This is a genomic window from Mesorhizobium sp. M0077 (assembly GCF_040322955.1).
GTDB lineage: Bacteria > Pseudomonadota > Alphaproteobacteria > Rhizobiales > Rhizobiaceae > Mesorhizobium.
The window spans coordinates 1-26,999 of sequence record NZ_JAMYUL010000023.1 but is presented as its reverse complement, the minus strand read 5'-3'; the positions used below and the strand labels follow the sequence as shown (position 1 = coordinate 26,999).

25 protein-coding genes are annotated in these 26,999 nt (G+C 62.7%); 10 read left to right on the top strand and 15 right to left on the bottom strand.

What is annotated here, in order from left to right:
- The 8 genes from NKJ57_RS28685 to NKJ57_RS28650 all read right to left on the bottom strand — a co-directional run bounded on the left by NKJ57_RS28685 (position 1) and on the right by NKJ57_RS28650 (position 7,531).
- On the bottom strand, positions 1 to 2,130 hold the full coding sequence (locus NKJ57_RS28685; protein ID WP_352500487.1) for an ASKHA domain-containing protein: 2,130 nt from the start codon (positions 2,128 to 2,130) through the stop codon (positions 1 to 3).
- A complete protein-coding gene (locus NKJ57_RS28680) occupies positions 2,081 to 3,055 on the bottom strand; it encodes a methyltetrahydrofolate cobalamin methyltransferase (RefSeq protein ID WP_023670394.1) in 975 nt (324 codons plus the stop codon). The genes NKJ57_RS28685 and NKJ57_RS28680 overlap by 50 nt, the downstream gene beginning before the upstream one ends.
- 80 nt (positions 3,056 to 3,135) lie before the next feature.
- A complete protein-coding gene (locus NKJ57_RS28675; protein WP_352513534.1) occupies positions 3,136 to 4,227 on the bottom strand; it encodes a methylenetetrahydrofolate reductase in 1,092 nt (363 codons plus the stop codon).
- Positions 4,224 to 4,835, bottom strand: coding sequence for a methylenetetrahydrofolate reductase C-terminal domain-containing protein (locus tag NKJ57_RS28670; protein ID WP_352513533.1), 612 nt, complete (start codon positions 4,833 to 4,835; stop codon positions 4,224 to 4,226). The genes NKJ57_RS28675 and NKJ57_RS28670 overlap by 4 nt, the downstream gene beginning before the upstream one ends.
- The gene (locus tag NKJ57_RS28665) at positions 4,828 to 5,130 is read right to left on the bottom strand and encodes a virulence factor (RefSeq protein ID WP_023670397.1); all 303 of its coding nucleotides are present in this window, start codon (positions 5,128 to 5,130) and stop codon (positions 4,828 to 4,830) included. Before NKJ57_RS28665 ends, NKJ57_RS28670 begins: the two co-directional genes overlap by 8 nt.
- Positions 5,131 to 5,318: 188 nt before the next feature.
- Positions 5,319 to 6,101, bottom strand: a complete 783-nt coding sequence (locus tag NKJ57_RS28660) for a formyl transferase (protein WP_352513532.1) — start codon at positions 6,099 to 6,101, stop codon at positions 5,319 to 5,321.
- Positions 6,102 to 6,211: 110 nt separating this feature from the next.
- Positions 6,212 to 6,787, bottom strand: a complete 576-nt coding sequence (locus NKJ57_RS28655) for a DUF4893 domain-containing protein (RefSeq protein ID WP_023670399.1) — start codon at positions 6,785 to 6,787, stop codon at positions 6,212 to 6,214.
- Between the two features lie 114 nt (positions 6,788 to 6,901).
- Positions 6,902 to 7,531: a DUF1638 domain-containing protein gene (locus NKJ57_RS28650; RefSeq protein ID WP_023691015.1), complete on the bottom strand. Its 630-nt coding sequence runs from the start codon at positions 7,529 to 7,531 to the stop codon at positions 6,902 to 6,904.
- A 65-nt stretch (positions 7,532 to 7,596) separates the two neighbouring features.
- Here NKJ57_RS28650 and NKJ57_RS28645 point away from each other — a divergent pair, with 65 nt between their 5' ends.
- Positions 7,597 to 7,737 carry an entericidin A/B family lipoprotein gene (locus NKJ57_RS28645; protein ID WP_023670401.1) on the top strand — a complete coding sequence of 47 codons (141 nt, stop codon included), beginning with the start codon at positions 7,597 to 7,599 and terminating at the stop codon, positions 7,735 to 7,737.
- 89 nt (positions 7,738 to 7,826) lie between these two features.
- Here NKJ57_RS28645 and NKJ57_RS28640 read toward each other — a convergent pair whose 3' ends face one another.
- On the bottom strand, positions 7,827 to 8,525 hold the full coding sequence (locus NKJ57_RS28640; protein ID WP_023670402.1) for a cobalamin B12-binding domain-containing protein: 699 nt from the start codon (positions 8,523 to 8,525) through the stop codon (positions 7,827 to 7,829).
- Positions 8,526 to 8,786: 261 nt separating this feature from the next.
- Between NKJ57_RS28640 and NKJ57_RS28635 the strand changes: the two genes are divergently transcribed.
- The 7 genes from NKJ57_RS28635 (at position 8,787) to NKJ57_RS28605 (ending at position 16,649) form a co-directional block, all read left to right on the top strand.
- Positions 8,787 to 10,361: a trimethylamine methyltransferase family protein gene (locus tag NKJ57_RS28635; protein WP_023670403.1), complete on the top strand. Its 1,575-nt coding sequence runs from the start codon at positions 8,787 to 8,789 to the stop codon at positions 10,359 to 10,361.
- 89 nt (positions 10,362 to 10,450) lie between these two features.
- The gene (locus NKJ57_RS28630; protein ID WP_352513531.1) at positions 10,451 to 11,137 is read left to right on the top strand and encodes a 4Fe-4S dicluster domain-containing protein; all 687 of its coding nucleotides are present in this window, start codon (positions 10,451 to 10,453) and stop codon (positions 11,135 to 11,137) included.
- Between the two features lie 103 nt (positions 11,138 to 11,240).
- Complete coding sequence (locus NKJ57_RS28625; RefSeq protein WP_352513530.1) at positions 11,241 to 11,978, top strand: dienelactone hydrolase family protein; 738 nt, start codon at positions 11,241 to 11,243, stop codon at positions 11,976 to 11,978.
- A gap of 95 nt (positions 11,979 to 12,073) precedes the next feature.
- A complete protein-coding gene (locus NKJ57_RS28620; protein ID WP_352513529.1) occupies positions 12,074 to 13,252 on the top strand; it encodes a BaiN/RdsA family NAD(P)/FAD-dependent oxidoreductase in 1,179 nt (392 codons plus the stop codon).
- A gap of 215 nt (positions 13,253 to 13,467) precedes the next feature.
- A complete protein-coding gene (locus tag NKJ57_RS28615; protein WP_023688122.1) occupies positions 13,468 to 14,028 on the top strand; it encodes an RNA polymerase sigma factor in 561 nt (186 codons plus the stop codon).
- 2 nt (positions 14,029 to 14,030) lie between these two features.
- Positions 14,031 to 16,142 carry a vWA domain-containing protein gene (locus NKJ57_RS28610; RefSeq protein WP_352513528.1) on the top strand — a complete coding sequence of 704 codons (2,112 nt, stop codon included), beginning with the start codon at positions 14,031 to 14,033 and terminating at the stop codon, positions 16,140 to 16,142.
- A 240-nt stretch (positions 16,143 to 16,382) separates the two neighbouring features.
- A complete protein-coding gene (locus tag NKJ57_RS28605) occupies positions 16,383 to 16,649 on the top strand; it encodes a hypothetical protein (RefSeq protein ID WP_031202677.1) in 267 nt (88 codons plus the stop codon).
- Between the two features lie 8 nt (positions 16,650 to 16,657).
- Here NKJ57_RS28605 and bmt read toward each other — a convergent pair whose 3' ends face one another.
- Positions 16,658 to 17,680: a betaine--homocysteine S-methyltransferase gene (bmt, locus tag NKJ57_RS28600; RefSeq protein WP_023805462.1), complete on the bottom strand. Its 1,023-nt coding sequence runs from the start codon at positions 17,678 to 17,680 to the stop codon at positions 16,658 to 16,660.
- Positions 17,681 to 17,794: 114 nt separating this feature from the next.
- A complete protein-coding gene (locus NKJ57_RS28595; protein ID WP_023681768.1) occupies positions 17,795 to 18,652 on the bottom strand; it encodes a helix-turn-helix domain-containing protein in 858 nt (285 codons plus the stop codon).
- 224 nt (positions 18,653 to 18,876) lie between these two features.
- On the opposite strand from NKJ57_RS28595, the gene NKJ57_RS28590 reads away from it, so the two are divergent.
- Both NKJ57_RS28590 and NKJ57_RS28585 read left to right on the top strand, forming a co-directional pair.
- On the top strand, positions 18,877 to 19,887 hold the full coding sequence (locus tag NKJ57_RS28590) for a fatty acid desaturase (protein WP_031201844.1): 1,011 nt from the start codon (positions 18,877 to 18,879) through the stop codon (positions 19,885 to 19,887).
- 91 nt (positions 19,888 to 19,978) lie between these two features.
- Positions 19,979 to 20,806, top strand: a complete 828-nt coding sequence (locus NKJ57_RS28585) for a phosphate/phosphite/phosphonate ABC transporter substrate-binding protein (protein ID WP_352513527.1) — start codon at positions 19,979 to 19,981, stop codon at positions 20,804 to 20,806.
- Here the strand turns inward: NKJ57_RS28585 and NKJ57_RS28580 are convergent.
- From NKJ57_RS28580 to NKJ57_RS28565, 4 genes are all read right to left on the bottom strand, one after another.
- Positions 20,771 to 22,078, bottom strand: a complete 1,308-nt coding sequence (locus NKJ57_RS28580; RefSeq protein WP_352513553.1) for a M24 family metallopeptidase — start codon at positions 22,076 to 22,078, stop codon at positions 20,771 to 20,773. The genes NKJ57_RS28585 and NKJ57_RS28580 overlap by 36 nt on opposite strands.
- Before the next feature lie 112 nt (positions 22,079 to 22,190).
- Positions 22,191 to 23,693, bottom strand: a complete 1,503-nt coding sequence (locus tag NKJ57_RS28575; RefSeq protein ID WP_352513526.1) for an ArnT family glycosyltransferase — start codon at positions 23,691 to 23,693, stop codon at positions 22,191 to 22,193.
- A 98-nt stretch (positions 23,694 to 23,791) separates the two neighbouring features.
- A complete protein-coding gene (locus NKJ57_RS28570) occupies positions 23,792 to 26,362 on the bottom strand; it encodes a GcvT family protein (protein ID WP_352513525.1) in 2,571 nt (856 codons plus the stop codon).
- Positions 26,359 to 26,781, bottom strand: coding sequence for an endonuclease domain-containing protein (locus NKJ57_RS28565; protein ID WP_502902074.1), 423 nt, complete (start codon positions 26,779 to 26,781; stop codon positions 26,359 to 26,361). The genes NKJ57_RS28570 and NKJ57_RS28565 overlap by 4 nt, the downstream gene beginning before the upstream one ends.
- Positions 26,782 to 26,999 lie beyond the last annotated feature (218 nt).

The window sequence follows — 26,999 nt, the reverse complement described above, 5'->3', positions numbered from 1 at the left end:
TTATTCCCGGCTGCGCCTGGCGGCATGGCCTTCACGCGAACGCCGGCGCGGGGCGGCGTCGCCGGCGACGCCATCCTCGCTGACGGTCTTGCGTGGCGGCAATTTCACCGCCGCCGACAGTTTCGGGAACGGATCGACCTTGTTGGGAAGCGCCATCGCGTAGACGAAATGCTCCTGGAATTTCGGCTCCAGAGCGGTCTCGATCTTCTCGATGTGGCTGACCGTGTCCTCGATCTCGCGGCGATAGCCACGATTGAGCAGCGCCATGCGCGCACCGGCGCCGGCGGCGTTGCCGACGGCCGAGACCTTGTCGAGGTCGCAATCCGGAATCAGGCCGAGCACCATGGCGTATTTCGGATCGATGAACGAGCCGAACGCGCCGGCGAAATGGATGCGGTCGACGTGTTCGGTGTTCTGCTTTTCCATCAGAAGCTTGGTGCCGGCATAGAGCGCCGCCTTGGCAAGCTGGATGGCGCGCACGTCGGTCTGGGTGATGGTGATCTTGGGTTCGCCTTCCTTCAAGACATAAGAGAAGGTGCGGCCGTTGACCGTGACGCGCGGCGACCGCTCGGCCAGCGACCCGTCGATCACTCCATCCTCGGAGATGATGCCGGCGAGGTACATTTCGGCCACGATCTCGATGATGCCGGAGCCGCAAATGCCGGTGACGCCGGTCGCCTGCACGCTGTCGAGGAAGCCGGGATCGTCGGACCAGAGTTCAGAGCCGATGACGCGGTATTTCGGCTCCAGCGTATCGGGGTCGATGCGCACGCGCTCGATTGCGCCGGGGGCGGCACGTTGGCCGCCGGAGATTTCCGCGCCCTCGAAGGCCGGGCCGGTGGGCGAGGAGGCTGCGACCACCCGCTTGCGGTTGCCAAGCACGATCTCGGCATTGGTGCCGACATCGACGATCAGCATCATCTCGTCCTGGCGGTGCGGGCCTTCCGACAGCGTCACCGCCGCCGCATCGGCGCCGACATGGCCGGCAATACAGGGCAGCATATAGAGGCGGGCGCCCTGGTTGAGCTTCAGGCCGATATCGGAGGCCTTGATGCGCACCGCGCCCGAGACGGCGAGCGCGAAGGGCGCGCCGCCGAGTTCGGTCGGATCGATGCCGAGGAACAGATGGTGCATGATCGGATTGCCGACAAAGACGGAATCCAGGATGTCGTTGCGCTGGACATTGCCTTCCGCGCAGACCTTGTCGACCAGGCCCGAGATCGCCTCGCGCACGGCGACCGTCATGCCTTCGCGGCCGTCCGGGTTCATCATCACATAGGAGACGCGGCTCATCAGATCCTCGCCGAAGCGAATCTGCGGGTTGGAGGTGCCCGACGAAGCGGCGACGCGGCCCGACAGCAACGACACCAGATGCATGGCGATGGTGGTCGAGCCGATGTCGCAGGCCAGTCCATAGGCCTCGTTCTTGAGGCCGGGCCAGAGTGCTATGACGCGGGCGATGTCGCTTTCGGCATCCTTGTGGATGGCCGCGGTCGCGGTCCAGTTACCCTTGCGCAGTATGCCTTGCACCTGCGGCATCAGGTAGAAGTCGAATTCGAGGTTTTTAAAGCCCCAATCCTTCATCAAGGCGATCTTGAGGCGGTCGAGATCGCCCAGCGGCTTGTGCATGTCGGGCTCTTCGATCTCGACATAGCACATGCGGATCGCCGCATCGCGGGCGATGACGCGCGTGTCGGCATCCTTGCGGATGGTCTGGGCGTTGATGACCGTGTCCTGCGGCACGTCGATGACGAGGTCGCCGAGAATCTGCGCCGAGCAGGACAGGCGGCGCCGCTCGGGCAGGCCGCGGACGCGCTCATAGCGCTCTTCCTTGGCGCCCTTGGGCGAGATGTGGTCGTTGGACGAGACGATCTTGTGCTTGGCGAAATTGCCTTCCTGCACTTCGATCTGGCAGCGACCGCAGGTGGCGCGGCCACCGCAGACGCTCTCGACATAGACGCCGAGCTGACGCGCGGCATCGAGCACCGGTGTGCCGACGGGAAACCGCCCGCGCTTGCCTGACGGCATGAACAGCACGAGCGGATCAGTAATGTTTGCAGGCGAGTTCACGATTGCGCGCTTATCCCCTGGCCATGCGGGCTTCACGGCCGCCGCGACGGCGACCGCCATTGCCGCCGCCTTCGCCCGGAGCGTTAACGGCGGTGGGCGCTGCGACGGCCTGGCCGCCTTCGGCCGGTTTGTAATCCTTGTAGGTGCGGATCCAGTTGGTGCAGTTTTCGTCGGTGCCGTTGAGCACATTGGCGCCGCGCACGGCTTCCATTTCCTGCGGCCGAACCGGGTTCATGATGGCGCTGGTCATGCCGGCGCCGATCACCATCGGGATGAAGGCGGCGTTGATGCCGTGGCGGTGCGGCAGGCCGAACGAGATGTTGGACAGGCCGCAGGTGGTGTTGACCTTGAGCTCTTCACGCAGGCGGCGCAACAGCGCGAAGACCTGGCGGCCGGCATCGCCCAGCGCGCCGATCGGCATCACCAGCGGGTCGACGACGACGTCATGCGCGGGAATGCCGAAATCGGCGCAGCGCTGCACGATCTTCTTGGCGACGGCGAAGCGCACATCCGGGTCCATCGAAATGCCGGTCTCGTCGTTGGAGATCGCGACGACCGGAACATTGTACTTCTTGACCAGCGGCAGGATGGCTTCGAGCTTTTCCTCTTCGCCGGTCACGGAGTTGACCAGCGGCCGGCCCTTGGCGACCTTGAGCGCTGCCTCGATGGCGGCGGTCACCGACGAGTCGATCGACAGCGGCAGGTCGACCAGGCCCTGGACGATCTCAAGCGTCTGCACCAGCAGGCCGGGTTCGGTTTCGTTCGGATTAACGGAGGTGACGCCGGCATTGACGTCGAGCATCGTGGCGCCGCAGGCGGCCTGTTCCAGCGCATCCTTGATGACGGTCTCGAAATTGCCGGCGATCATCTCGGCGGCCAGCTTCTTGCGGCCGGTCGGGTTGATGCGCTCGCCGATGACGCAGAAAGGCTGGTCGAAGCCGATGATGATCTCTCGTGTCGCCGAGGCGACGATGGTCCGGGTCATGAAGTCTCTCCGCCTGATATAAAGATTTCTTTATATCGTTGTCTGGTTTCATTCAAGCGAATGGCTGGCCGTCCGCGCTGTCAGTGCGCGGTCTTCACCATATCCACCTGCGTTTCGGTAATGTCGTCGTGGAGTATGCTCTCGAGCCGGTCGGCGACCATCTGATCGTCGTGGCGGATCTCACGTTTCCATGGCTGGCGGCCTTTCAGCACACCCGATTCATCGACGATCTCGGCGACATATTCCTCCTGGCGGTAGGCCATCACATGGATGCCGGAGACACCAGGAATTTCCTTCACCTCGTTGATGATGTCGGTGCAGAGCTGCTTGCCTTCCTTCTTCTGGTCCTGCGCGCCTTCCAGCCGCTTGATGATGGTATCGGGAATATGAATGCCCGGCACGTTGGAGCGGATCCATTTGGCCGTCTTGGCCGAAGCCAGCGGGCCGACGCCGCACAGGATGAAAACTTTTTCCGTATGCCCCAAGTCCCGCGCCCTCTGCATGAAGGTTCTGAACATCGGCACGTCGAAGCAATACTGCGTCTGCACGAACTGCGCGCCGGCGACGATCTTTTTGCCGAGATGGATCGGGCGGAAATCGAAGGGTGGCGCGAAGGGGTTGACGGCGGCGCCGAGGAAAATTTGCGGCGGCGTCGTCAACTTGCGGCCGGACAGGAACTTGCCGTTGTCGCGCATGATGCGGCAGGTTTCCAGCAACGACATGGAATCGAGGTCGAAGACAGGCTTGGCGCCGGGCTGGTCGCCGGCCTGGACGCCGTCGCCGGTGAGGCACAGCATGTTGGCGACGCCCATCGCCGCACCGCCCAGCACGTCGCCCTGGATGGCGATCCGGTTCCTGTCACGGCAGGCAATCTGCATGATCGGGGCATAGCCCATGCGGGTCAAAAGCGCGCAGATGCCGACCGAGGACATGTGGCAGTTGGCGCCGGAGGCATCGACGGCATTGATGGCGTCGACCCAGCCGTCGAAGATTTTCGCGCGGTTATAGACGTCTTCGGGATCGGCGCTGTCGGGCGGGTTGAGCTCGGTGGTGACCGCGAATTCGCCGCGCCGCAGCACACGCTCCAACCGGCCACGCGAGGAGTGGCCGGGCAGCGGATCGAGCGGCAGATGGATGCCGGCCGGGTTTTCGTCGCGCTGGCGGCCGATCATGCGCCCGCTCCGGTATTGGCTTTGGCAGCGGCTTCACGGGCCGCTGCCGACTGCGCCGTCACCCGCAGCCAGGCCGAGGTTTCACGCAGCGACTGGTCTACGGGCTTCTGAACGGTCAGGATCTTGTTGCCATGCTCCATGTTCCGCGAGCCTTCCCAGGCCTTGACCCAGACGCAAGGCATATCGGGCTCGACCTCGCAATTGCCATTGGCGCGCACGCCGCCGCAAGGTCCGTTGCGCAGCTGCTTGGGGCAGTTCATCGGGCACGACATGCCGGTCGAGGACAATATGCACTGACCGCACATGCGGCAGTCGAACATGAAGCCTTTTACGCGTTTTTCAACGAACTTGATCGGCGCTTCGACGCGGCCGTAGCCAAGGCCTTTCCACAGCGGATGGAGCAGCAGGAACATGTCTGCGAATCTGGAGTAGAACCATTCGAGCAATCGCGAATGGCGGATCGACCACAGCCTGATCGCAAACGAGCGCTGCACGCGCCGCTGCGGCGATACGTCGGCCGGCTTGTAGTCGGATTTCGGCGCTGCCTTCTTGACCTGCGTGGCCTGGGTCACCGCCGGGCCCCCTTTGCCGGGAGTCGTTTCAGACATTTTCTTTCCCGCCCGCCTTGACCAGAGCGACCAGCCGCTCGCGGTCGTATTTCGCGTCGATGTCGCTGAATGCCTTCTCGACCTCGGCTTCGAGGTCGTCGCCGACGGGGATCGGATCGGCCTTGCGCCATTCGGCGAGGTAATCGTCGGTGCCGCCGGCGCCGGTGCGCATGGCGCACATATCGATCGCCTCGGTGAAGCGCAGCGGCAGTTCGCGCTTGGCGTTCTGCCGGCCCTTCTTGACGATGACCTGGGCGGGGATGTCGCGCCAATAGACGACGATCAGATCGGCCATGAATTCTCTCACTCCCTGTAGAGCGCCGTGCGTCCATGAGGGAAACGACGCTCCACCACTTTGTCCAGCAGGTGCGAGCATTGCCGGATGCGCAGTGGGGCTGCTTGTTATGGGACGACGCGCGCGCATTCAAAAGCGACGCTATTGGAAGTCGCAAAAAGAAAGGCGAGATTCCGAGGGAAGGCTGGCTACCAAACCCGCTTGGTCAGGCCGGTCCAGAGATAGAACCAGATCGTCGGATGGTACCATTGTTTCGACGGCAGGCCGGGGTCGATCGTGACAAGCTTGCCGTCCAGCGCATCGCGGACCGCCTCGACGCAGATGTCACGCGAGAACGCCGCCTGGCGCAACGCATGGCTCGAAATCGTGTCGCCGGGCTCCGGCTTGCCGCGCGCCTGTTTCAACACGCCGCCGGTATCGACGCCGGCGTCGACCAGATGCACGGTGGTGCCGAAATTCTGGAGATCGCGGGAGGCCAGCGCCCAGTAGCCGCCATTCATGCCGCGGTATTTGGGCGCGATGCCGGCGTGGTAGTTGAGCACCGGGCAGGGCATTTGCGCCAGCGTCTGCCGGGACAAGAGCCGGCAGCCGGCGAGCAGCACCACGCCCGGGCGGATGTCGGCGATCGCCTGCAGGCAATCGGCTGCGTTGGCGGAGGAGACGTGGATGATCTTTTGTCCCGGCTTCGGCTCGGTCTCAAGCTTCTGATCGGCGATGAGCCGCTCTGCGTGGCCAGCGAAGAAGCGCTTGCCGAGCCGCGTCAACACCATCGTGCCGAGTTGACCGATGGCCGAAAACAAGCCCTGGCGGCGCGCCCGGCCGAGCAGCAATTGTTTTTTGGATTCAGGGCTTTCGAGGATGACGCTGACAGGACCGAACTGGTCGGCGATGGCGTTGACGATTGCCCAGATGTGCGGTCCGCCTTCGGTGACGATGACGATCGCAGCACTTTTTTCAACCGCTGATGCCATGGCACGCTTTCTTGCCGGCGCGCAACCATTTGCCGTGCGCTGCCCGGCTCAATTCTGTGCCGGGCGAGGTTAAATCTTGATGACCGCCCGGCCAGCGAGAGACCAACGGATCAGCGCTTGAACTCGATGATGTCGAGTTTCGATTCGTAGTAGGGCGCCGGGAATTCGATGCGCCATTCATTGGCGCTGGTGCGGAAGGCATAGCCGACCTGGTCGCTTTCCGGGCCGCTGCCATAGGGTTTTGGCTTGTTGTCATTGACATAGCCGGAGCCGAGATAGATCGCGCGTTTTTCGCTATCGTCGAAGAAACGGCCCTTGGTGCGTTGCGAGCCGCTGACCTTTTCCAGCTGCCAGCCGGAGCCATCGTCCGTGACCTTGCACTTGAACCAGCCATAGATGACCAGCGGGCCGGTCAGGCCCACCTTGATGGTTCGGCATTGCCAGTTGCCGCTCAGGTCCTTGTCGGAAAAGGCCACTATCGGCTTTGCCAGCAGCGCGTCGAGTTGGCTGACCTCAGCCGGGTCTCCCGCTTTTGCCTCGGCCAGCGCCGCCTTGCGGGTCTCGCCATATTTGTCGAGGCGAACCTTGTCGGCAGGCGTGATGATCTTCTGCACCTCGCCGTCGGCGCGAGCGGGCAAGACGAGGCAGAGGAGGCCAAGGGCGGCAAGCAGGACGCGAGGGGTCATCGGGACGTTCCGTGTTCGGATGGCTGAATCAGCCTGTTTGCTTTTGGCTCACAACTTAACCATTCGCGGCGGCCTGTCATCTGTTCTCGACAGCGTCCCGGCTCAAGAACCGCTTCAGGCGTGGGCGGCGGCCTGCGCCAGTCCGGCCGTCAGGTCGCCATAGCCCGTCGAGCGGCGCTCATAGGCGAGGCCAAGCATCTTCGCGGCCTTCTCGGCGACCTTGTCGAGTTCCGGATCGTCGGTCTGGGCGATGTAGATCAGCTTCTGGTAGTTGCCGAAATAGTCCTTGATCAGCTCCGGGTGCTTGTCGAGGCCGAGCGGCTTCATGAAGAAGGCGTCGAACTGGCGGCACAGGAAATCGGTCATGTAGAACGACATCATGTCGTCGTCGGCGACCTTCGCATAGGCGTCCATGCCCTGGTAGAAGGCAAAGCAGTGCGGCCCGGCCATGCGCTCGACGCCGTGCTTCTCCAGGACCCGGTCGAGCATGCCGCCGGTACCGCAATCGGCATAGCCGACGAAGATGTTGCTATAGCCTTCCGCCTTGGCCTTTTCGATCGCCTTGTCCATCGCCGGTGCGATGCGGTCGGGGTAGAAATGGAACTCCGCCGGCAGGCAGGTCAGGTCGAGATGGTCGAGCTTGAGCTGCTCCTTGACGGCCAAAACTTCGCGCGCAATCATTCCACAGGCGATGACCAGCAGCCTGTCGTCTTGGTTCGGTTTCGTTTTTTGCATTCTGGCCATGGAACCCGGTCGAAGCGGCCTTCGTTGCTGTGGGGCGAATCTATCGAGAGAGGGATAAACCGTCCATGAAACTGTTACGCGTTGCGCCGATTGCAATCCTTGCCTGCGTCCTGGCGCTTACGGCCTGTGCCAACACCGTCCGTGGTGTCGGCCGGGATATCAAATCGACTGCCAAAGCCGTCGACGACACCGTCACCAAACCCTGACGCAGCCATCCGTTCCAATAGCTGGGAACAAAAAAGCCGCGCTGCAAGGCGCGGCTTTCGATTGTGGGCCAGACGCCTTACGGAAGAGATCAGGCTGAAGCGCGCATATTATGCTTGCGCTTCATGAAGTCCTTCGCGGTCTCGACCGCCACAGCCGCGTCGCGGCAATAGGCATCGGCGCCGACGGCCTTGCCGAATTCCTCGTTGAGCGGCGCGCCGCCGACCAGGACGACATAGTCGTCGCGGATGCCCTTTTCCTTCATCGTGTCGATGACGACCTTCATGTAGGGCATGGTCGTGGTCAAAAGCGCCGACATGCCGATAATGTCGGGCTGGTGCTGCTCGATGGCGTCGAGGTATTTTTCCACCGCATTGTTGATGCCGAGATCGATGACGTCGAAGCCGGCGCCTTCCATCATCATGCCGACGAGGTTCTTGCCGATGTCGTGGATGTCGCCCTTGACGGTGCCGATCACCATCTTGCCCTGCTTCGGCGCGCCGGTGGCGGCCAGCAGCGGGCGCAGGATGAACATGCCGGCCTTCATGGCGTTGGCCGACAGCAGCACCTCGGGAACGAACAGGATGCCGTCGCGAAAGTCCTCGCCGACGATGCGCATGCCTTCGACCAGAGCTTCGGTCAGCACCTTGTAGGGCACCCAGCCGCGCTCGAGCAGGATGTTGGTGCCTTCCTCGATCTCTTCCTTCAGCCCGTCATAGAGATCGTCGTGCATCTGCTGCACCAACTCGTCGTCGGAAAGCTCGGAGAGGATGATCTCGTCGTCGGCCATTTTTCTCGGGCTCCTTGCCGCACGGGATGCGACCACGGCGGCTTAAAATAATCGCGTCAATACCTAACCCGGCGGGGGCAGGTATCCATAGCTGATTTGCGACTTCCCGCAAAAGGAAAGCGACCGCAAATCTATTGGAATTCTTGTCGATTTTGCGACAGGCGTTGGCGCTGGCGGGCCGTTTCGAATAGGGTGCATGGCTACGATCCGGGCGAGAAGCCGCCATACGCGGCCGCAAACGGTTTTTAGGGAAAAACGATCATGAGTGAAAACGCGTCAGTCGACCAGGAAGCGTCCAATGCGCGACGTGGACGTGCTGCCAGCGGCGGCGCGGCTGCAAGGCGGGCGGCGCGCTCGGGCGGCGGACCGGGCACCCAGCTCACCTATATCAAGCGCAAGATCAACATCTATGAGGTCCTCAACGAGGAAGGCCTGGCGATTATCGAAAACAACACCGATACGGTGCTGGAAGAGATCGGCATCATCTTTCGCGACGACGCCGAGGCGCTGCAGCTTTGGAAAGAGGCGGGCGCCGACGTCAAGGGCGAGCGCGTGCATTTTCCCAAGGGCCTCTGCCGCTCGCTGCTGAAGACCGCGCCGCCCATCTACACCCAGCATGCGCGCAACGCCGAACGTTCGGTGCAGATCGGCGGCAACGCCACGGTCTTCGCGCCGGTCTATGGTCCGCCCTTCGTGCGCGATCTCGACGGTGTCAGGCGCTACGCGACGATCGAGGATTTCCGGAATTTCGTGAAGCTCGCCTATATGGCGCCGTCGATTCACCATTCGGGCGGCACGGTTTGCGAGCCGGTCGACGTGCCGGTCAACAAACGCCATCTCGACATGATCTACAGCCACATCAAATATTCGGACAAACCGTTCATGGGTTCGGTGACGGCGCCAGAGCGGGCCGAAGACACCGTCGCCATGGCCAAGATCGTGTTCGGTGACGATTTCGTCGAAAACAACACCGTGCTGACCAGCCTGATCAACGCCAATTCGCCGATGGTGTTCGACGAAACCATGCTGGGCGCGCTGAAGGTTTATTCGCGTCACAACCAGGCTTGCATCGTCACGCCGTTCATCCTTGCCGGTGCGATGAGCCCGGTGACGGTGGCCGGCACGCTGACACAGGTTCTGGCCGAGGTGCTGGCCGGCGCCTCTTTCACGCAGTTGATCCGCCCCGGCGCGCCGGTGCTGTTCGGCACCTTCGCCTCGTCGATCTCCATGCAGTCTGGTGCGCCGACTTTTGGCACGCCGGAGCCGTCGCTGGTTTCCTACGGCGCCGCACAGCTTGCCCGCCGGCTCGGCCTGCCGTTCCGCACCGGCGGATCGCTCTGCGCCTCCAAGGTTCCGGACGCGCAGGCCGCCTATGAGAGCGCCAACACGCTCAACTCGACCATTCTTGCCGGCACCAATTTCGTCCTGCATTCGGCAGGCTGGCTCGAAGGCGGACTGGCGTCCTGCTACGAGAAATTCATGATGGACATCGACCAGCTCGGCATGACGCAAAAGTTTTCCGAAGGCGTCGACCTGTCGGAAAACGGCCAGGCGATGGACGCCATCCGCCAGGTCGGCCCGGGCAGCCACTATCTCGGCTGCGACCACACCCAGGCCAATTTCCAGACCGCCTTCTACCGCTCCAGCATCGCCGACAACAATTCCTACGAGCAGTGGCTGGCCGAGGGCGAGAAGACAGCGCCGCAGCGCGCCAACGAACTCGCCCGCCGCTGGCTGGAGACCTATGAGGCGCCGTATCTCGATCCGGGCATCGACGACGGGCTGAAGGACTACATCGCGACGAAGAAGGCGTCGATGGCTGACGCCTTCACCTGAAAGGAGCCCGAGTCAGGCGGGGCTAAAGTCGCCAACATCATCCACAAGGAAGTCTGGCGGAGCGCTTTCTCCGACCCGGACAAGAAGGGATGATTGCGCGGCGCCGGGCTGACGAGATAGCGGCCGCGCTTTCCGCCGACGGCCTCATCCTGCGCGGCGGCTTCAATTTCGCAACAAGCGAAACGCCGCCGCATGGCCCTTCAGCCGCCCCTGCCAAATCCGTGCTGTTGGTCGGGCAGGCGGGAGCGGCACCCTGGCCGCATTTCCTGCGCTGGCGCGACCGGCAACCGCAAACCATTGCTAATCCGCTCGACACATGGTCGCGCGAAGTGATCGGTGCGGTGGCGGAGAAATTCGTCGCGCGCGCCGTTTCGCCTTCGGACAGACCTTATCTGCCGTTCCAGCAATGGGCGATGCGAGCGGAGGGGCTGAGACCGTCGCCGCTGGGCATCCTGATGCATCCGCAGTACGGCCTCTGGCATGCCTATCGCGGCGCGTTGCTGTTCGAGGATGAGATCGCGCTTCCTGAACGTCGCGAAGCGATTCACCTTTGCGACGCCTGTGTCGCAAAACCTTGCCTGAAATCCTGTCCGGTCGATGCCTATTCCGCGGATGGTTTCGCTCATCAGGCTTGCCTGGCGCATGTGCGGGGATCGAAGGGCGAACCATGCCGCGGCGGCGGCTGCCTCGACCGCAACGCCTGTCCGTATGGCACGGCCCATCGCTATCCGCCTGAGGTTCAGGCCTTTCACATGACGGCGTTTGCCGGCCTGTAGCCGGGTCGAAAGCCCGCACAAAGTGTTGAACGGGATTGTCAGGGAACGGCTTGCCCTGACAATGCCTGCTTATATGTACACACGACAATCAACGGGGCGCGCCATGGCGAAGCAGGACATTGAGATAAAAACCGAGGACGGCGTAGCGAAAGCCGGGCTGTTCCGTTCGGCGACCGCTTCCCCGTCCAGGGCCGGTGTCATTCTCTATATGGACGCCTTCGGTCCGCGACCGGCGCTCGACGCAATGGCGGAGCGCCTGGCTGGCGAGGGCTGTGCGGTGCTGGTGCCGGATCTTTTCTATCGCAACGCACCCTACGGGCCGTTCGAGCCCAAGACCGCTTTCGTCGTCGAGGAGACCAAGGTCGCGCTGACGGCGTTGGTCCACGGCACGACACAGGACATGACCATCCGCGACAGCAGGGCGTTCCTCGACACGCTTACCGCTGAAGGTGTCACCGGACCGGTCGGTGTCGTCGGTTACTGCATGGGCGGGGCGCGGGCCTTGAATGCGGCTGCAACCTATCCCGATCGCATCGTGGCGGCGGCAAGCTTCCATGGCGGCAATCTCGCCAGCGATGCCGCCGACAGTCCGCACCGCAAGGCTGCAATGATCAAGGCGCGGGTCTATGTCGGAACGTCTGGGGTGGACCGCAGCTTTCCGCCGGAGCAGTCGGCGCGACTGGCCGAGGCGCTGCGCGTGGCGGAAGTCGACCACGTCATCGAAAACTATGCCGGCATGGCGCATGGCTGGTGTGTGTCGGATCACAGCGTGTTCAACGCGGCCGGCGCCGAACGTCATTGGAAGCGATTGACGACGCTGTTCGCCGAGACGCTGATCTAACGAGGCGTTGCCTGAAGTCGCAACGAACGGGTAGAGACTGCACGATTGGCGCGGCCTGTTAAAACAGCGCCAGTCGAGCGGGAACGAACAGCCTGATGCAATCCTATGATGTCGTGGTGATCGGCGCCGGTGCGGCCGGAATGATGTGCGCCATCGAGGCGGGCAAGCGCGGCCGCTCGGTCCTGGTGCTCGATCACGCGGCAAAGCCCGGCGAGAAGATCCGCATCTCCGGCGGCGGCCGCTGCAACTTCACCAACATCCATGCGAGCCCGAAGAATTTCATCTCGGGCAATCCGCATTTCTGCATTTCGGCGCTCAGCCGCTACACGCAGCGCGATTTCATCGGGCTCGTCGAACGCCACGGCGTCGCCTATCACGAGAAGACGCTGGGACAGCTGTTTTGCGATGGCTCGGCGCGGCTGATCATCGACATGCTGGTCTCCGAAATGCAGGATGGGGGCGTGGAGCTTGCGCTGTCGACCGAGGTGAGGAACGTCAGCAAGGCCGCGGACGGTTTTGTGCTGACGCTCTCCACTGGCAGCGTCGCCTGCAATTCTCTGGTCGTGGCTTGCGGGGGCAAGTCGATCCCCAAAATGGGCGCGTCCGGTTTCGGCTACGAGCTTGCGGCGCAATTCGGCCTTGCGGTGGTGGAAACACGGCCGGCGCTGGTGCCGCTTACCTTCGACGCAAGAACGCTGGAGCGGCTGGCGCCTTTGGCCGGCAATGCCGTCGATGCCGAAGTCGCCTGCGGCAAGACGCGGTTTTCAGAAGCGATGCTGTTTACGCATCGCGGCTTGAGCGGGCCTTCCATCCTGCAGATATCGTCCTATTGGCGCGAGGGCGACGAGATCCGCGTCGCCATGCTGCCGGGGAGGGATGTGGCGGAACTGCTTCGCGCCGCCCGGCGCGTCAACGGCAGGCAAGCGGTGCAGACGGTGCTTGCAAACCATTTGCCGAAGCGCCTTGCGCAAGCAGTCGCCGAGCGCAGTGGGATCGATGGCAATCTCGCTGATTTGACAGACCTGCAAATGAAAACCGTCGAAGCCGCCGTCAACGACTGGCGCATCAAGCCGGCCGGCTCCGAGGGTTACCGCACGGCGGAAGTGACGCTTGGCGGTGTCGATACCAACGGGCTCGATCAGAAGACGATGCAGGCGAAATCCGTGCCGGGGCTGTTTTTCATCGGCGAAGTCGTCGATGTCACGGGCTGGCTGGGCGGCTATAATTTTCAGTGGGCTTGGTCGTCCGGCTGGGCCTCGGGCCAGGTGTGCTGATATTCAGGTGAGGCCGGCCTGCAAACGACGGCTTTCTGTGCTTCCGGTGCTCGCGTACCAAAAGTACGCTCCGCTCCGGTTCTCGAAATCCATCGTTTTCGGCTCGGCCTGACCTGAATCTCAGCGCACCTGTTGCGCGTGCATCCGTCGCCTCGGAAAAAAATCTTTCCATAACCCCAAGGATTGGCCATTAGCCTTCGTCCAACAGGCAAATGATGGCGATGATGCTGGATGAAAGCGAAGCCTCCGACGCCGAATTGATCGGGCGGGCGAAGGGCGGAGACAGGGGTGCCTTCGGCAAATTGCTGGAGCGGCACTACGACTTCGTCTATCGCGCCGCCTATCGCTGGTGCGGAAAGAAGGCCGATGCCGAAGACATCGCCCAGGAGGTCTGTGTCCGTCTCGGCAAGGCGATCCGCGACTACCGCGGCGGCGGCGCGTTCACGACATGGCTCTATTCCGTGACGTTGAACGCGGCGCGCGACATGATGCGCAAGACGACGCGCGAAAACGTCAAGACCGAGGCTTTCGGCGCCTACAGCATGATATCGGGAGAGGCCTCGGCCGAACCTGAAGATCCCACTGAGGCGCTCTGGGCAGCGGTGCGGCAATTGCCGGACAAGCAGCGCGATGCAGTACTTCTGGTCTATGGCGAAGGTTTGAGCCATGCGGCCGCCGCCGAGGCGATGGCAATCTCGGAGACGACGGTTTCCTGGCACATCCATGAAGCGAAGAAACGGCTGAAGACGTTGATTCGTTCAGCCGGGGAAGTGTGACCATGGTCGACGACAACGAACTCAACAGGCTGCGCGACGCAGCAGTACCGGCGCCGGGCGAAAGCGCGAAGGCACGCGCCGTCGAAGCCGCCATGAGCGCCTATGATCAGGAAAATATTTCTGCCGTCACCCAAGGATCGGTCGGCGGGCTTCGTCTCACAGAGCGAGCACAAAAGCTCTGGAGCGAGATCATGCAGAAGAAACTCATCGCCACGCCAGCCATTGCCGGGCTCGTCGCCCTGCCGATCGCCGGATACGCCACCTTTCATATGCTGAGGGAACAGCCGTCGCCGTTCGGCAGCGACGAGAAGATCACTGAGACGCTGGCCGACAAGCCGGCAACCAATGGGCCGGCGATCAACGCGCCGGTAAAAGACAAGCAGGCGCCTGAAGGCGACAAGAAGGCCGACGCCGACGCGCGAAGCCGCGACACTACTACGACGCTTACGCCGCCCGCGCCGCCGAAGCCCGAATCGACCGTTGCTGTCGCCCCTGCGCAGCAGGATGCGCTGGGGCGCGGCGTGTTGGCCGAGCCTGCGCCAGTTGAGAGCCGCGAGTTTTCGCTTGACGGCACCGCTGCCCCGGCCGGCGGCGCGCGGGTCGACCGCATGGCCGGCGCGACCGAATCCAAGTACCTGGCGCAGCCCTCTACCATGCCGGCCGACCAGATTGCGCCGCAGGAGCCAAACCGCGACCGCGTCGAGGATTTCAAGACCAATCCGGTGCATGCAGCGCTTCAGGATCCGGTCTCGACCTTCTCGATCGACGTCGACACCGCTTCCTATTCCTTCGTCCGCGGCTCGCTGAAGCAGGGCTACCTGCCGCAGGCCGACACGGTGCGCGTCGAGGAGATGGTCAATTACTTCCCCTATGACTGGAAGGGGCCGGACTCGGCTTCGACGCCGTTCAATTCGACCGTCAGCGTCATGCCGACGCCGTGGAACGGGCACACCAAGCTGATGCACGTCGCCATCAAGGGCTTCGACATCAAGCCGGTCGAGCAGCCCAAGGCCAATCTGGTGTTCCTGATCGACGTCTCGGGTTCGATGGACGAGCCTGACAAGCTGCCACTGCTCAAGTCGGCTTTCCGGCTGCTGGTCAGCAAGCTCAAGGCGGACGACACCATCTCGATCGTCACCTATGCCGGTGACGCCGGCACCGTGCTGATGCCGACCAAGGTTACCGAGAAGGACAAGATCCTCAACGCCATCGACAATCTGTCGCCCGGCGGCTCGACGGCCGGCGAGGCGGGCATCAAGGAAGCCTACAGGCTTGCCCAGCAGTCCTTCGTCAAGGACGGCATCAACCGTGTGATGCTGGCCACGGACGGCGACTTCAATGTCGGCCAGACCGATGACGACGATCTGAAGCGGCTGATCGAGCAGGAGCGCAGGACCGGCGTGTTCCTGTCGGTATTCGGCTTCGGCCGCGGCAATCTGAACGACCAGATGATGCAGACCATCGCCCAGAACGGCAACGGCACCGCCGCCTATGTCGACACGCTGGCCGAGGCCGAGAAGGTTCTGGTCGAGGATGCCTCATCGACGCTGTTCACCATCGCCAAGGACGTCAAGATCCAGGTCGAGTTCAATCCGGACAAGGTCTCGGAGTACCGGCTGATCGGCTATGAAACCCGCGCCTTGAACCGCGAGGACTTCAACAATGACCGCGTCGATGCCGGCGATATCGGCTCCGGTCATTCGGTGACGGCCATCTACGAGATCACGCCGAAGGGCAGTGGCGGCGAGCAGATGGATCCGCTGCGCTACGGCCAGGCAACGGTCAACAATGGCGGCGTCGCCAATGCCGACGAATATGCATTCGTCAAGATCCGCTACAAGCTGCCGAACGAAGACGTCTCGAAGCTGATCACCACGCCGGTGACGTCGGCCAACGAGGTCCAGTCTTTCGACCAGGCCAGCACCGACCAGCGTTTCTCCATCGCTGTCGCCGCCTTCGGCCAGAAGCTGCGCGACGAGGATGCGACCGCGAAGTTCGGCTACGACAAGATCATGGAGATTGCCACCGCCGCCCGAGGAGCCGACCCGTTTGGGTACAGGTCCGAGTTCCTTTCGCTTGTGCGCCTTGCCTCGGCGCTCGGCGGTAACCGGTAGTGGCAATACAGCCGGTTCCTTTCAGACGGGGGTCGTTCTGATACGGGGAACCGGCTACGGGCGGGTGAGGCAGGCCGGCGGGGAAAACCCTGCCGGCCTTTTTTCGGATCGATTGATCCGAAGCGCACCGATGATCCGCCTGATCGTTAAATTGCGCGGCTTTTCCGGAACGTCATCGCAATGCCCTGCTATTATTGCATGGGGTCGGGACTGGGCTTGGGGAGCCGGGAATTGCAGATCATGAACATTGGAAACACGACGCCGGCGGTGAGACACACGCAGGCGTCGGGAACGCTGTCGCCAGAATCCAGGCGCATCATGGATGACGTTGACGCAGCCCGGAATACCGCAAAGTCGGCGCTGACCAATGACCGCTTTCGCGTCATGCTGGAGCAGATCGGCAATCCGCAGTCGTCGGGTGACCTGGTGACGATGAGTGGCAACGCCAACGGCACCGCCCTGGATTTCAAGACGGCGCTATCGCGTTACGCTGAAAACAGCGAATAAGTTCGATATCAGGCCCGGGTGCGGCGGCGTTCGCGGCGGGCTTCGCTGGTCTCGGCGGTGTTTTCCGTCGCCACCTTGTTGCGCATCGGACCGATGCGCTCGACGATCGCCGCGACGGTCGGGCGTTCGGATTTGGTGTGCGCGTCGAGCGCCTTGCGCATGGCGGCAAGGTGCTGGAACGACGTGCCGCAGCAGCCACCGATGATCTTCGCGCCGCCATCCACCGCCAGCCGGACATAGTCGGCCATCAGCTCCGGCGTGCCGGAATAATGGATCTCGGTGCCACGAAATTCGGGAATGCCGCAATTGCCCTTGACGATCACCGTCGCTTCCGGCTTCGCCTCGGTCATGTCGAGCAGCGAGGCCAGGATGTCGGAGGCGCCGACACCGCAATTGGCGCCGACACCGAGCGGTGTCTCTGAAAGTCCGTCGACGACGCCGTGGATATCCCTGGGCAGCAGGCCCATCATGGTGCGGCCGGCAGTGTCGAATGAACCGGTATAGGTGTAGGGCAGGCCGACGCGGATGGCGGCCTCCGCCGCGGCGCGGATTTCGTCCGGCGCAGACATGGTCTCGATCCAGGCGACTTCGGCGCCGCCTTCCTTGAGACCCTCGATCTGCTCGGCAAAAGCCTCGACTGCTTCGTCATAGGTCATGGCGCCGAGCGGCACCAGCAACTCGCCGGTCGGGCCGACCGAGCCGGCGACGATGACTTTCCTGCCGGCCTTGTCGGCGACCGCGCGGGCAATCTCGGCGGCGCGCTTGTTCAGCGCATGCACGCGGTCCTGCGCATGGTGCAGCTTCAGCCGGTGGCGCGTGCCGCCGAACGAGTTGGTGAGAATGATATCGGCGCCGGCGTCGACGAAATTCTGGTGCAGGCTGGTGATGGTGTCGGGCGCTGTCTCGTTCAGCAACTCCGGCGCTTCGCCGGCCTCCAGACCCATGGCGAACAGATTGGTGCCGGTGGCGCCATCGGCGAGCAGCACGCCCTTTTCGGCCAGCAGAGCATCGATGGGATTGTTCGCGGTCATCGGATCGACTTTCAGATATTTGAATGGAATAAGGATATAAAGAAGTCTTTATGTCCAGTCAATGTGTTTGCAACCTGCAATGCCGCGCGGCGCACCTTTCCGGGGCGTTGGGGATCAGGCAGAACCCGATGGAAATGACGCGCCGGCCAGATTGCGCGCGTAGGCGGCGGCCTCATGCGGGTTGATGTCGGCGGCCCGGATCAGATTGTCGAAATGCTGGGTCAGCGCTTGGACCGGCTGGGTGGCGTTCAGCACGACATACATGTCGCCGACATAGATGGCGGCGCGGTAGGGACCGAAGATTGTCAGCGGGATCGAATAGCGCATGCGGCCGTCATAGAGGAACAGGCGGAAGGTGGGGTAGAGATCGTCAAGCAGCGTCGCCATATGGGCAAGCTGCTGCCGGCGGTCAGCCTCGGGAAAGCGGTCCCAGACGCCCAGGCCGCGGGCGAAAATCTCCAGCGTGTGGCGCGGCATGCAGACCTCCATATCGGTCTCAGGGCGCCGGTTGTACTCGATGCGGTACTGCGTCTCGCTGGCCTGCGCCAGACGGCTGCGGTTGGTGATGTTGGCTTCGTAGTCGACCAGCTGGCGTGTGCGCAGGAGATCGGGAATGCCGGCCGGCACATAGCGGATCTTGGTGCCTGCGGCTTCCGCGAACCATTTGGCGAGCAGCGTGCGGTCGAAGCCGTCGGGCGCCTCTTCGATCTCCAGGCTTTCGCGGATTTCGCCGGTGACGCCTTCGTCCTGGGAGAGGCCGAGCAGCCAGTCCAGCGAGATCTTGAATTCGGCGGCGATGTTGAGCAGCGTTTCGGCGCGTGGCAGGCGCGTCGAGGCGCCGGACATCAGTTGCGACAGCGCCGACCGGTCGATGCCGACTGCTGACGCGAAAGCTGACTGGTTGAGATCGGACCGTGTCAGGAGCAGCTTCAGGCGCTCCCGGAAGATTGCCGAAAGGTCCCGTTTGTCCACTGTTCGTTCTCCGCGCTCTCTTAGGAAAAATTTGCGCCCGAGCCGTCGATTCAGCACTTCCAGCGTAAATGAATCCGTAGGGTTGTTTACAATGTATAACATCTGCGGTCAAAAATGCGCAATCGCAACATTTTGTACACTTTGTCTCGTTGAGCGGAATCGCTTCTCCTGACACTATGCTGTCAGGAACCAATTCCGGCGACTGAGGGGCAGTGGTCGATAGCATGACAGGCAAGTGCATCAAGCGACGCGACGCAGCGGCCATCGAGTGGCCGACCGTGGTCCTCGCTTTCTTCTGTTACGGAATGTGGCTCGCTGCCGGGCTCCTGCTCTGGCCCTCTTATCCGACCCCGGCACTTCTTCTCCTCGGCTTCATCCTGGCCTTGCAGTCGTCGATCATGCACGAAGTGCTGCATGGCCATCCGACGCGCAGCGCGCTCATCAACGAAGCCTTCGTCTTCCTGCCGATCGGCCTGGTCTGGCCGTTCCGTCGCTTCAAGACGCTCCATTTGCGCCACCACGCCGACGAGCGCCTGACCGATCCGCTCGACGATCCCGAGAGCTATTACCAGGCGTTGTGGATGCATGACGATCTGCCGCCGACGATGAAATTCCTGCTCAAGATCAACAACACCATGGCCGGCCGTTTCTTTCTCGGCCCCTGGCTGTCCTGCATCGGTTTCTTCGTCGACGACGCCAGGCATGTGATTGCCGGCGACAAGGTGATCGGCAAGGCATGGCTGCTGCATGCGATCGGCCTCGCCATCGTGGTGCCGATCGTGCAGTTCGGCTTCGGCATTCCGGTATGGCTCTACATTCTGGTGCCGGTCTGGCTCGGCCAGTCGCTGATCGCGGTCCGGACTTTCGCCGAACATCAGTGGTCCGAGCACCCTGAAGGACGCACGGTGATCATCGAGCGCTCGCCGCTGTCGTTCCTGTTCCTCAACAACAATCTGCACTTCGTCCACCACAAGACGCCGACGGTTGCCTGGTACAGACTTCCAAAACTGTTTGCCGACCGCCGCGACGAGTGGCTGCGGATGAACAATGGCTACGCCTATCCGAACTATTTCGCACTGATCAAAGCCTACGCATTCAAGGCCAAGGAGCCGATCGTGCACCCGGTGCTGCGCCGCCAGCCCGAGCCGGGCAGGGCTTTCAAGCCCCGCATCAGGGCGCGCAGCATCAGCGGGCTTGGCAGCGCGCCGGTTCCGGCCGAGCCGCCGAAGGAATAATCCCCGGACTTCCCGAACCCGTGTCGGCCAATTCTGATTGAACGCCGCGTTTTTGCGATCCTTTCCCGAGCCATGATGATTGAGTGTCGGCATGAGTGAATTGATTGCGGCATTGCCGATGTACGACTGGCCCGAAGTGCGCGGCGAGGTCGACGCGCAATGGGCAGCGTTGCGCGAGGCTTTTCGGCACAAGGGCATCGATGCGCCGCAGACAATCGTGCGCCGCAGTGGCGACCTGCCGCCGGTGCCGGGCGGTATCCGGGACGCCGAGGGCAAGCTAATCGCGCCCGATCCGGCGACACTGCCGCCGAACGAACTCGACCATCACCAGCTTTGGCTCCATCCGGCGCTGCTGTTCGCGCAGACCTGCTGGGGGCCGATGGAACTCGGCCTGAACAAGCATGTGCGGGTGGTCGGCCAGCCGAGCTACGACGCTTACGAAGGCGGCCAGGGCGAACTCTATTCCAGCGCGCTGGTGATGCGCACAGGCGAGGGATCGGAAGTTCGCTCGCCCGCGGATGGCAAAGCCTTGCTGCCGCTCGATCTGATGCGTGGCAAGCGTTTTACCTACAACAGCCTCGATTCGATGTCGGGCATCATCGCGCTGACGCGCGACCTGCAGGCCGCCGGCGAGAGCATGGATATGTTTCCCTCGCGCAGCGAGAGCGGTGGCCATCGCGGCTCGATCGTCGCGGTCGCCGAGGGCAAGGCGGATATAGCTGCCATCGACTGTGAGAGCTGGGCGCTGGCGCAGCGTTTCGAGCCTGCGGCAAACGCCGTGAAGGTCGTCGGCTGGACGGCAAGGCGCAAAGGCCTGCCCTACATCACCGCCAGGACGACGCCGGAAAAGACGCTCAAGGCTCTGCGCGAGGCGCTTGCCGGATCAGCCGAGCAGCCTCGCATCCAACGGGTAGGTTGAAAGCTGCTCGTTACGGGTCTCGGTGATCAGGATCTGTTCCTCGATCTTGACGCCCTCATGGTCGCCGAGACGGCCGATATAGCTTTCCACGCACAGCACCATTCCCGGCTCCAGCACGCCATCGGGCGTGTCCGGCGTCCAGTCGCTGGCATGTGGCAGGGTTGGATACTCGTCGGCGAGGCCGACGCCGTGATAGAGCACGCCGTAGCGCGCCGGGAAGCAATCTCCCGGCGGCACCACGGAGCGTTCGACCAGGTCGCGAAAGGACATGCCGGGCTGCATCAATTGCGTGTTGTGGGCGATCTGGTCGGCGGCAATGCGGAACAGGTCGCGCTGCTCGTTCGACGGCCTGGCGTCACCGCAAAGCCAGGTGCGCGAGAGATCGGCGCAGAAGCCGTAGGGGCCGATCAGGTCGGTGTCGAAGGCGACGAGGTCGCCTGCTTCGATCACGCGCGATGAGCATTCCTGGAACCACGGATTGGTGCGCGGCCCCGAGGCCAACAGCCGGGTCTCGATCCATTCGCCGCCGCGCGCAATGTTGCCGCGGTGCAGTTCCGCCCATAATTCGTTTTCGGAAATGCCCGGCTTCAACGCCGCTTCCATCTCGCCCATCGCCGCCTCGCAGGCGACGATGGCGCGGCGCATGGCGAGGATCTCGTCCGGCGATTTGATCAGCCGCGCATTTTCCATCACCGCTTCGCCATTGCCGATCGAAATGCCGAGCCGGGCGAGTTCCTCGACGCCTTCCGGGTTGATGTGGTCGACCGCAATGCGGCTGTTGCCGCCGCCATGCTCCTTGACCAGATCGGCGATGCCGGCCGCCCAGCGGCGGACTTTGTGCTCGGTCAGCTCGCCGCCATAGAGATACATCCACGACACTGCCGGCCGCACCTCGTCGACGACGCCGGAATGATCGGACAGATGCTCGCAGGAGAAATAGTCGAACAGCACCACGGGTCCCTCAGTGGCGACGAAGCAGTGGCGGGTCGGATTGTGCGCGACCCACAGCTGCATGTTGGTCGAATCGGTGGCGTAGCGGATGTTGACGGGGTCGTAGAGCAGCGCGCCGGCGTAGTTTCGGCGCCTCAGTTCGGCGCGGAGGCGCTCGAGCCGGTATTTGCGCATCGCGGCAAGATCGGGCGCGGCGATGCCTGCCGCTTGCCATTCGGCTTCAGCCAGCGCGCCATAGCCCAGCACATGCTGGTTCAGCGACGCCGCCTTCTGGCGCGATGTTTCGCGCAAGGCTTCGACGGAGCCGAGCTCGAACGGCATGATCTTGCGATGACGACCGAACCGTCGCTCGATGCCTTGCTCGCTCAAGTTGCGATCCTTGCGCCGGATCGTGGCGCATGTCTCCGGCGGATGTCAGTCGATCGCCGGGCGGTCATTTTGCGTTCCGCTTTTTCAACTTGACGAAGGTCACAACCCGGCCGTCCTTCGAACCGAAGAATTCAGGAACCCTGACACTACGGCTTTCTCCGTCCAAGACATAACCTGCCTGATTGAGGCGATCGAAGATTTCCTGCTCCGGGCTTGGGTTGTCCAGCCAGAGCAGAACGGCCGGCTCTTGCAGCAATGCGGCGAAATCCGGCACTTCGTCGTCAAGCGCAACTGTATTTCGATCGACCAGCCGCAAATTTCCGACCCATGGATTGTCGGATATTGCAGTTTTGATTGGCCCGTCAGCGGTCAGTTCGCGATATAGAGCCGGGTAATCCATCCGTAGTACCTGCGCGAGACCGTTGCCGCCGCTTATCTGATTGTACCAGGAAGCGGGTGCAAGCAGGACGGCGGTGATCGCTCCAGCTGCGATCACAAAGAGCTGGGCGTTCCTGCCGCGCGGTGCGAGCCGTTCCATGTAGGCAGCCATTGCTAGCGGCAACATGGCCAGGATTGGGAGCAGCCAGCGGCTCTTGACTTCCGTCGCCCCGCTGGCCAGCACAAGTATTGCCACGATCGCTAGGCCGAACGCCAAGGTACGCCACAGTAGATATTCCTTGGCTGGGCCTTTGGGATGGTTTTCGGAGAAACGAAACCCGGCCACGGCGAAAGCCAACGCAGAAATGAGCGTCGGCATGACAGCGAAATTGAAAGTCCCCATGATGAACTTGACAGCGCCAATGGCCGCAGCCGCCATGAGCTCTTGTTGCGGGTCTATTCCGAACTTGTAGCCTCTCGCCAGTGATTCGGCAGAATGCATGAAGCTCCAATATGCCGTCGGCGTCAGCGCCAATGCCGCCACGGCAAGGCTGATTGCGAATTTCGGATGGAGGATCGTCCCACGGAATTCGCGCAGCGACAGCGCTGCCGCAACAAGTGCCGCCACCAGAAAGACGTCGTTGTATTTGGCGAGAATTGCTGCAGCCATGGCCAAGCCAAACACCGCATAGGCAATCGCGCTTCGCCGCTCAAGGAGGTAAACCATCGCGAGCAGGAGCAGTGCGCAGAAGCCGACGACGGCGACGGAGTGCGACAAGGCGCGTTGCGATTCCCAGGCAATTTGCGGGATGGTGAAAAGGCCGAACATGGCCGCCACGGCCGTCGTCTTCGTGTAGGCGAGCCGGCGCATGGCGGCAAACACGCAGCAAGCGGCGAGGAACAGCACGGAATATTTGACGATCTTCAAGGTGAAAACGCTGGTGCCAAGAATTTGCGCGGCTAGCCAATTGATCCACGTGTAGAGAGGCGGTTGCGAGCCGCCATATCCAGCCCAAAGGTGCGGAAGATAGATCAGTTGCTCTGCGTCATCGATGCCGACACCGGTTCCCGCCCAAAAGGTCAACACGGACAATGTGACCGTCTGGAACAGAAAATAAGCCGCGACCATCACGATCGCTGCGGGGAAGGGGCCGATCCTGCTTTCGGCAAGCCATTCGGCCCATCTCATGGGATACTTCAAGGGATTCTCGTTGCCCGTGCTGGCCCAGTTGCCGCCTGCTCCGCTAACATGAGAACCGCGCCCTGCACAATGTAGCAGCCCTGTCGTTACGTCCGCATCTTCTCGCCGCTGGGGTCGAAGGGCGCCTCGACACTGATGCGCGCCGGACGCCGGTGGCCGAGGATCTCGATCTCGAACAGTCCGGCACTTTCGTCCTCGGCGAGTGCCGCCGGCACATAGCCCTGCGCCATCGACTTCTGCACATAGTGCGCATAACCGCCCGAGGTGACCCAGCCGACCACGCGCCAGTCGCCGTCGACGATGCCGCGCACGGCGGAAGCGCCTTCGGCAGCCTTCGAGCCACGCACTTCCTTGCCCGCCGTATCGAAGCGTGGCGCGCCATAGCCATGAGGCTTTTCCACCGTGCCATAGTCCTTGCCGACCTTGGCCCAGATCGGCTCGTCGCCCATGACATCGGCGTCGGCCGCATCGACGATAAAGGAAACGCGGCGCAGTTTCGGCCCTTCCGCCTGTTCCTTGGCGGCGGCCTCGCGGCCGATGAAGTCGTTCTTCTCCAGCTTGATGAAGCGGTCCATCGCGCCTTCGAACGGCCCGTAGATCGGGCGCAGCTCGCGGTACCAGGTCGGGAAGTTCTTCTCCAGGCGCATGGAGAGCAAAGCGCGCATGCCGAAATCGACGAGGCCGAACTCCTCGCCGGCGTCCTTGATCGCCTTGTAGACCAGGCGCTCATAGGCCGGCGCCATCCAGATTTCATAGCCGAGATCGCCGGTATAGGTGATGCGGTTGACCATGCAGGGCGCGCCGCCGGCCGCCATTTCGCGGAAATCCATGAAGCGGAAAGCTTTCGTCGAGATGTCGACATCGACCAGCTTCTGCAAGAGGTCGCGCGATTTCGGCCCGGCGATCGACAGGCCGACGAGCGTCTGATCGAAGCGGTGGATGCGCACCGAACCATCCTTCGGCAGGTGCTTTTCGAACCAGCGCATGTGGTATTTCTGCGCGGCGGAAGAGCCCCAGATCATAAATCTGTCTTCGCCTGCCTTGGCGATGGTGAAGTCGCCGATCAGCTTGCCGAATTCGTTGATCATTGGCGTCAGCACGATGCGGCCGATCTTCGGCATGCGGTTGGTCATCAGCCGGTTGAGGAAATCCTCAGCCGCAGGTCCCGACACTTCGTATTTGGCGAAGTTGGCGATTTCGGTGACGCCGACGCGTTCGCGCGTGGCGCGCACTTCCTCGCCGATAGGACCGAAATCGTTTGAGCGGTGGAAGGAGACGACGTCCTTCGGCTCCTTGCCCTTCGGCGCGAACCACAGCGGGGTCTCCAGGCCCCAGCTATCGCCCATTACGGCGTTGTTGGCGAGCATCGTGTCATAGAGCGGGGTGGTTTGTGCAGGGCGCGCAGCCGGCAGCTCTTCATTGGGGAAGCGGATGGAGAAGCGGCGCGAATAGTTTTCGCGCACCTTTGCGTTGGTGTAGCGCAGGCCGGCCCACTCGCCGAAGCGGGCGACATCCATGCCCCAGACGTCGAAGCCGGGATCGCCATGCACCATCCAGTTGGACAGCGCGAGGCCGACGCCGCCGCCCTGGCTGAAGCCGGCCATGACGGCGCAGGCGCACCAGAAATTGGTCAGGCCCTGCACCGGCCCGACCAGCGGATTTCCGTCGAGCGCGAAGGTGAAGGGGCCGTTGATGATCTGCTTGATGCCGGCTTTCTCGATGCCGGGGAAATGCTTGAAGCCGATCTCCAGCGACGGCGCGATGCGGTCGAGGTCGGGCGGCAGCAGTTCATGGCCGAAATCCCACGGCGTATTGACCGGCGACCAGGGTTTGCAGGCTTTTTCATAGGTGCCGAGCAGGATGCCGTTGCGCTCTTGGCGGGTGTAGATCTCGCCCTTGAAGTCGAGCACGCCGATCATCTCGCGGCCGGTCGATTTGTTGAATTCCTCGACCTCGGGCATCGGCTCGGTGAGGAGGTACATGTGCTCCATGGCCAGCACCGGCAGTTCGACGCCGACCATGCGGCCGATCTCGCGCGCCCACAGGCCGCCGCAGTTGACGACATGCTCGGCGTGGACGGTGCCCTGTTCGGTGACGACGTTCCAGGTGCCGTCAACTTCCTGCGTCAAGTCGACGACGCGGTTGCGCAGCACGATCTCGGCGCCCAGCTTCTTGGCCGCCTTGGAGTAGGCGATCGTCGTGCCGGAGGGATCGAGATGGCCTTCGACCGGATCCCACATGGCGCCGACGAAATTGGTCTCGTCCATCAGCGGGAACATCGCCTTGGCTTCGGAGGGCGTGATCAGCTCGGTGTCCATGCCGAGATAGCGGCCCTTGGCGTGGGCCAGGCGCAGAAAATCCATGCGCTCGGGCGTATCGGCCATCATCACGCCGCCGGTCAGATGCAGCGAGCAGGACTGGCCGGAAATTTCCTCGATCTCCTTGTAGAGCTGCACCGTATAGGCCTGCAGTTTGGCGACGTTGGGATCGCCGTTCAGCGTGTGGAAGCCGCCGGCTGCGTGCCAGGACGAGCCGGAGGTGAGCTCGGACCGCTCGATCAGCATGATGTCGGTCCAGCCGGCCTTGGCCAGATGGTAGAGCACCGAGCAGCCAACGACGCCGCCGCCAATGACAACCGCTTTAACGTGAGATTTCATGAGAGATAGGTCCGTTTTTTAAGAGATTGAATCGAATGGGCGGGGCGTGAAAACAAAGCGGAATCGGCCGCAGCGACGTTCTCGGCCAACCTGCCATCAAGCGCGGCAAGGATGGTCTCGCAGACGGAAATGCGATGGTTCAGGACGTCATGGTTCCAAACACGCAGGATCGAATAGCCTTGGGCGCGCATGAAATCGTCACGGCGATGGTCATAGGAGCTGTCGGCGTGTTGATGGCCGTCGATTTCCACGACAAGCCATTTTTCGCGACAGGCGAAGTCTGCAAAGAAGGGTCCGATGGAAAACTGGCGGGTGAAGCGATAGCCCCCTAGCTTGTGCGCCTCCAATTCAAGCCACAGCAATGCTTCCGCCTGGTGGCCGCCTTGCCTCAGCGTTCGCGCGCGTTGAGTGGTGCCCATCTGGCGGCGACTGCGGGTTTCATGAGCGCCGTCCCCCACTCCGTCGCCGCTTCGCGGCGCCACCTCTCCCCCCTCCGGAGGGAGAGGAAGGGAGCCAGCTGGAATCGCTTCGCGCCTTTCCTCTCCCCCGCCGATCGGGGGAGAGGTGTCGAGGGCCGGGGGGGCGGGGGGTGTTAACAATCGGGCGCGGGCGCCGAGATGGAGTGTGTATTTATGGG

Bases quoted from the DNA above. Each gene is read 5' to 3' on its own strand.
- NKJ57_RS28615 (WP_023688122.1), top strand. From the start codon at position 13,468: ATGGCGATGATGCTGGATGAAAGCGAAGCCTCCGACGCCGAATTGATC.
- NKJ57_RS28635 (WP_023670403.1), top strand. From the start codon at position 8,787: ATGAGTGAAAACGCGTCAGTCGACCAGGAAGCGTCCAATGCGCGACGT.
- NKJ57_RS28625 (WP_352513530.1), top strand. From the start codon at position 11,241: ATGGCGAAGCAGGACATTGAGATAAAAACCGAGGACGGCGTAGCGAAA.
- NKJ57_RS28585 (WP_352513527.1), top strand. From the start codon at position 19,979: ATGAGTGAATTGATTGCGGCATTGCCGATGTACGACTGGCCCGAAGTG.
- NKJ57_RS28565 (WP_502902074.1), bottom strand. From the start codon at position 26,781: ATGGGCACCACTCAACGCGCGCGAACGCTGAGGCAAGGCGGCCACCAG.
- NKJ57_RS28580 (WP_352513553.1), bottom strand. From the start codon at position 22,078: ATGCCGTTCGAGCTCGGCTCCGTCGAAGCCTTGCGCGAAACATCGCGC.
- NKJ57_RS28685 (WP_352500487.1), bottom strand. From the start codon at position 2,130: ATGGCGGTCGCCGTCGCGGCGGCCGTGAAGCCCGCATGGCCAGGGGAT.
- NKJ57_RS28590 (WP_031201844.1), top strand. From the start codon at position 18,877: ATGACAGGCAAGTGCATCAAGCGACGCGACGCAGCGGCCATCGAGTGG.
- NKJ57_RS28670 (WP_352513533.1), bottom strand. From the start codon at position 4,835: ATGTCTGAAACGACTCCCGGCAAAGGGGGCCCGGCGGTGACCCAGGCC.
- NKJ57_RS28620 (WP_352513529.1), top strand. From the start codon at position 12,074: ATGCAATCCTATGATGTCGTGGTGATCGGCGCCGGTGCGGCCGGAATG.
- NKJ57_RS28605 (WP_031202677.1), top strand. From the start codon at position 16,383: ATGAACATTGGAAACACGACGCCGGCGGTGAGACACACGCAGGCGTCG.
- NKJ57_RS28645 (WP_023670401.1), top strand. From the start codon at position 7,597: ATGAAACTGTTACGCGTTGCGCCGATTGCAATCCTTGCCTGCGTCCTG.
- NKJ57_RS28570 (WP_352513525.1), bottom strand. From the start codon at position 26,362: ATGAAATCTCACGTTAAAGCGGTTGTCATTGGCGGCGGCGTCGTTGGC.
- NKJ57_RS28630 (WP_352513531.1), top strand. From the start codon at position 10,451: ATGATTGCGCGGCGCCGGGCTGACGAGATAGCGGCCGCGCTTTCCGCC.
- NKJ57_RS28675 (WP_352513534.1), bottom strand. From the start codon at position 4,227: ATGATCGGCCGCCAGCGCGACGAAAACCCGGCCGGCATCCATCTGCCG.
- NKJ57_RS28575 (WP_352513526.1), bottom strand. From the start codon at position 23,693: ATGAGATGGGCCGAATGGCTTGCCGAAAGCAGGATCGGCCCCTTCCCC.
- NKJ57_RS28610 (WP_352513528.1), top strand. From the start codon at position 14,031: ATGGTCGACGACAACGAACTCAACAGGCTGCGCGACGCAGCAGTACCG.
- NKJ57_RS28640 (WP_023670402.1), bottom strand. From the start codon at position 8,525: ATGGCCGACGACGAGATCATCCTCTCCGAGCTTTCCGACGACGAGTTG.
- NKJ57_RS28650 (WP_023691015.1), bottom strand. From the start codon at position 7,531: ATGGCCAGAATGCAAAAAACGAAACCGAACCAAGACGACAGGCTGCTG.
- NKJ57_RS28660 (WP_352513532.1), bottom strand. From the start codon at position 6,101: ATGGCATCAGCGGTTGAAAAAAGTGCTGCGATCGTCATCGTCACCGAA.
- NKJ57_RS28665 (WP_023670397.1), bottom strand. From the start codon at position 5,130: ATGGCCGATCTGATCGTCGTCTATTGGCGCGACATCCCCGCCCAGGTC.
- bmt (WP_023805462.1), bottom strand. From the start codon at position 17,680: ATGACCGCGAACAATCCCATCGATGCTCTGCTGGCCGAAAAGGGCGTG.
- NKJ57_RS28655 (WP_023670399.1), bottom strand. From the start codon at position 6,787: ATGACCCCTCGCGTCCTGCTTGCCGCCCTTGGCCTCCTCTGCCTCGTC.
- NKJ57_RS28680 (WP_023670394.1), bottom strand. From the start codon at position 3,055: ATGACCCGGACCATCGTCGCCTCGGCGACACGAGAGATCATCATCGGC.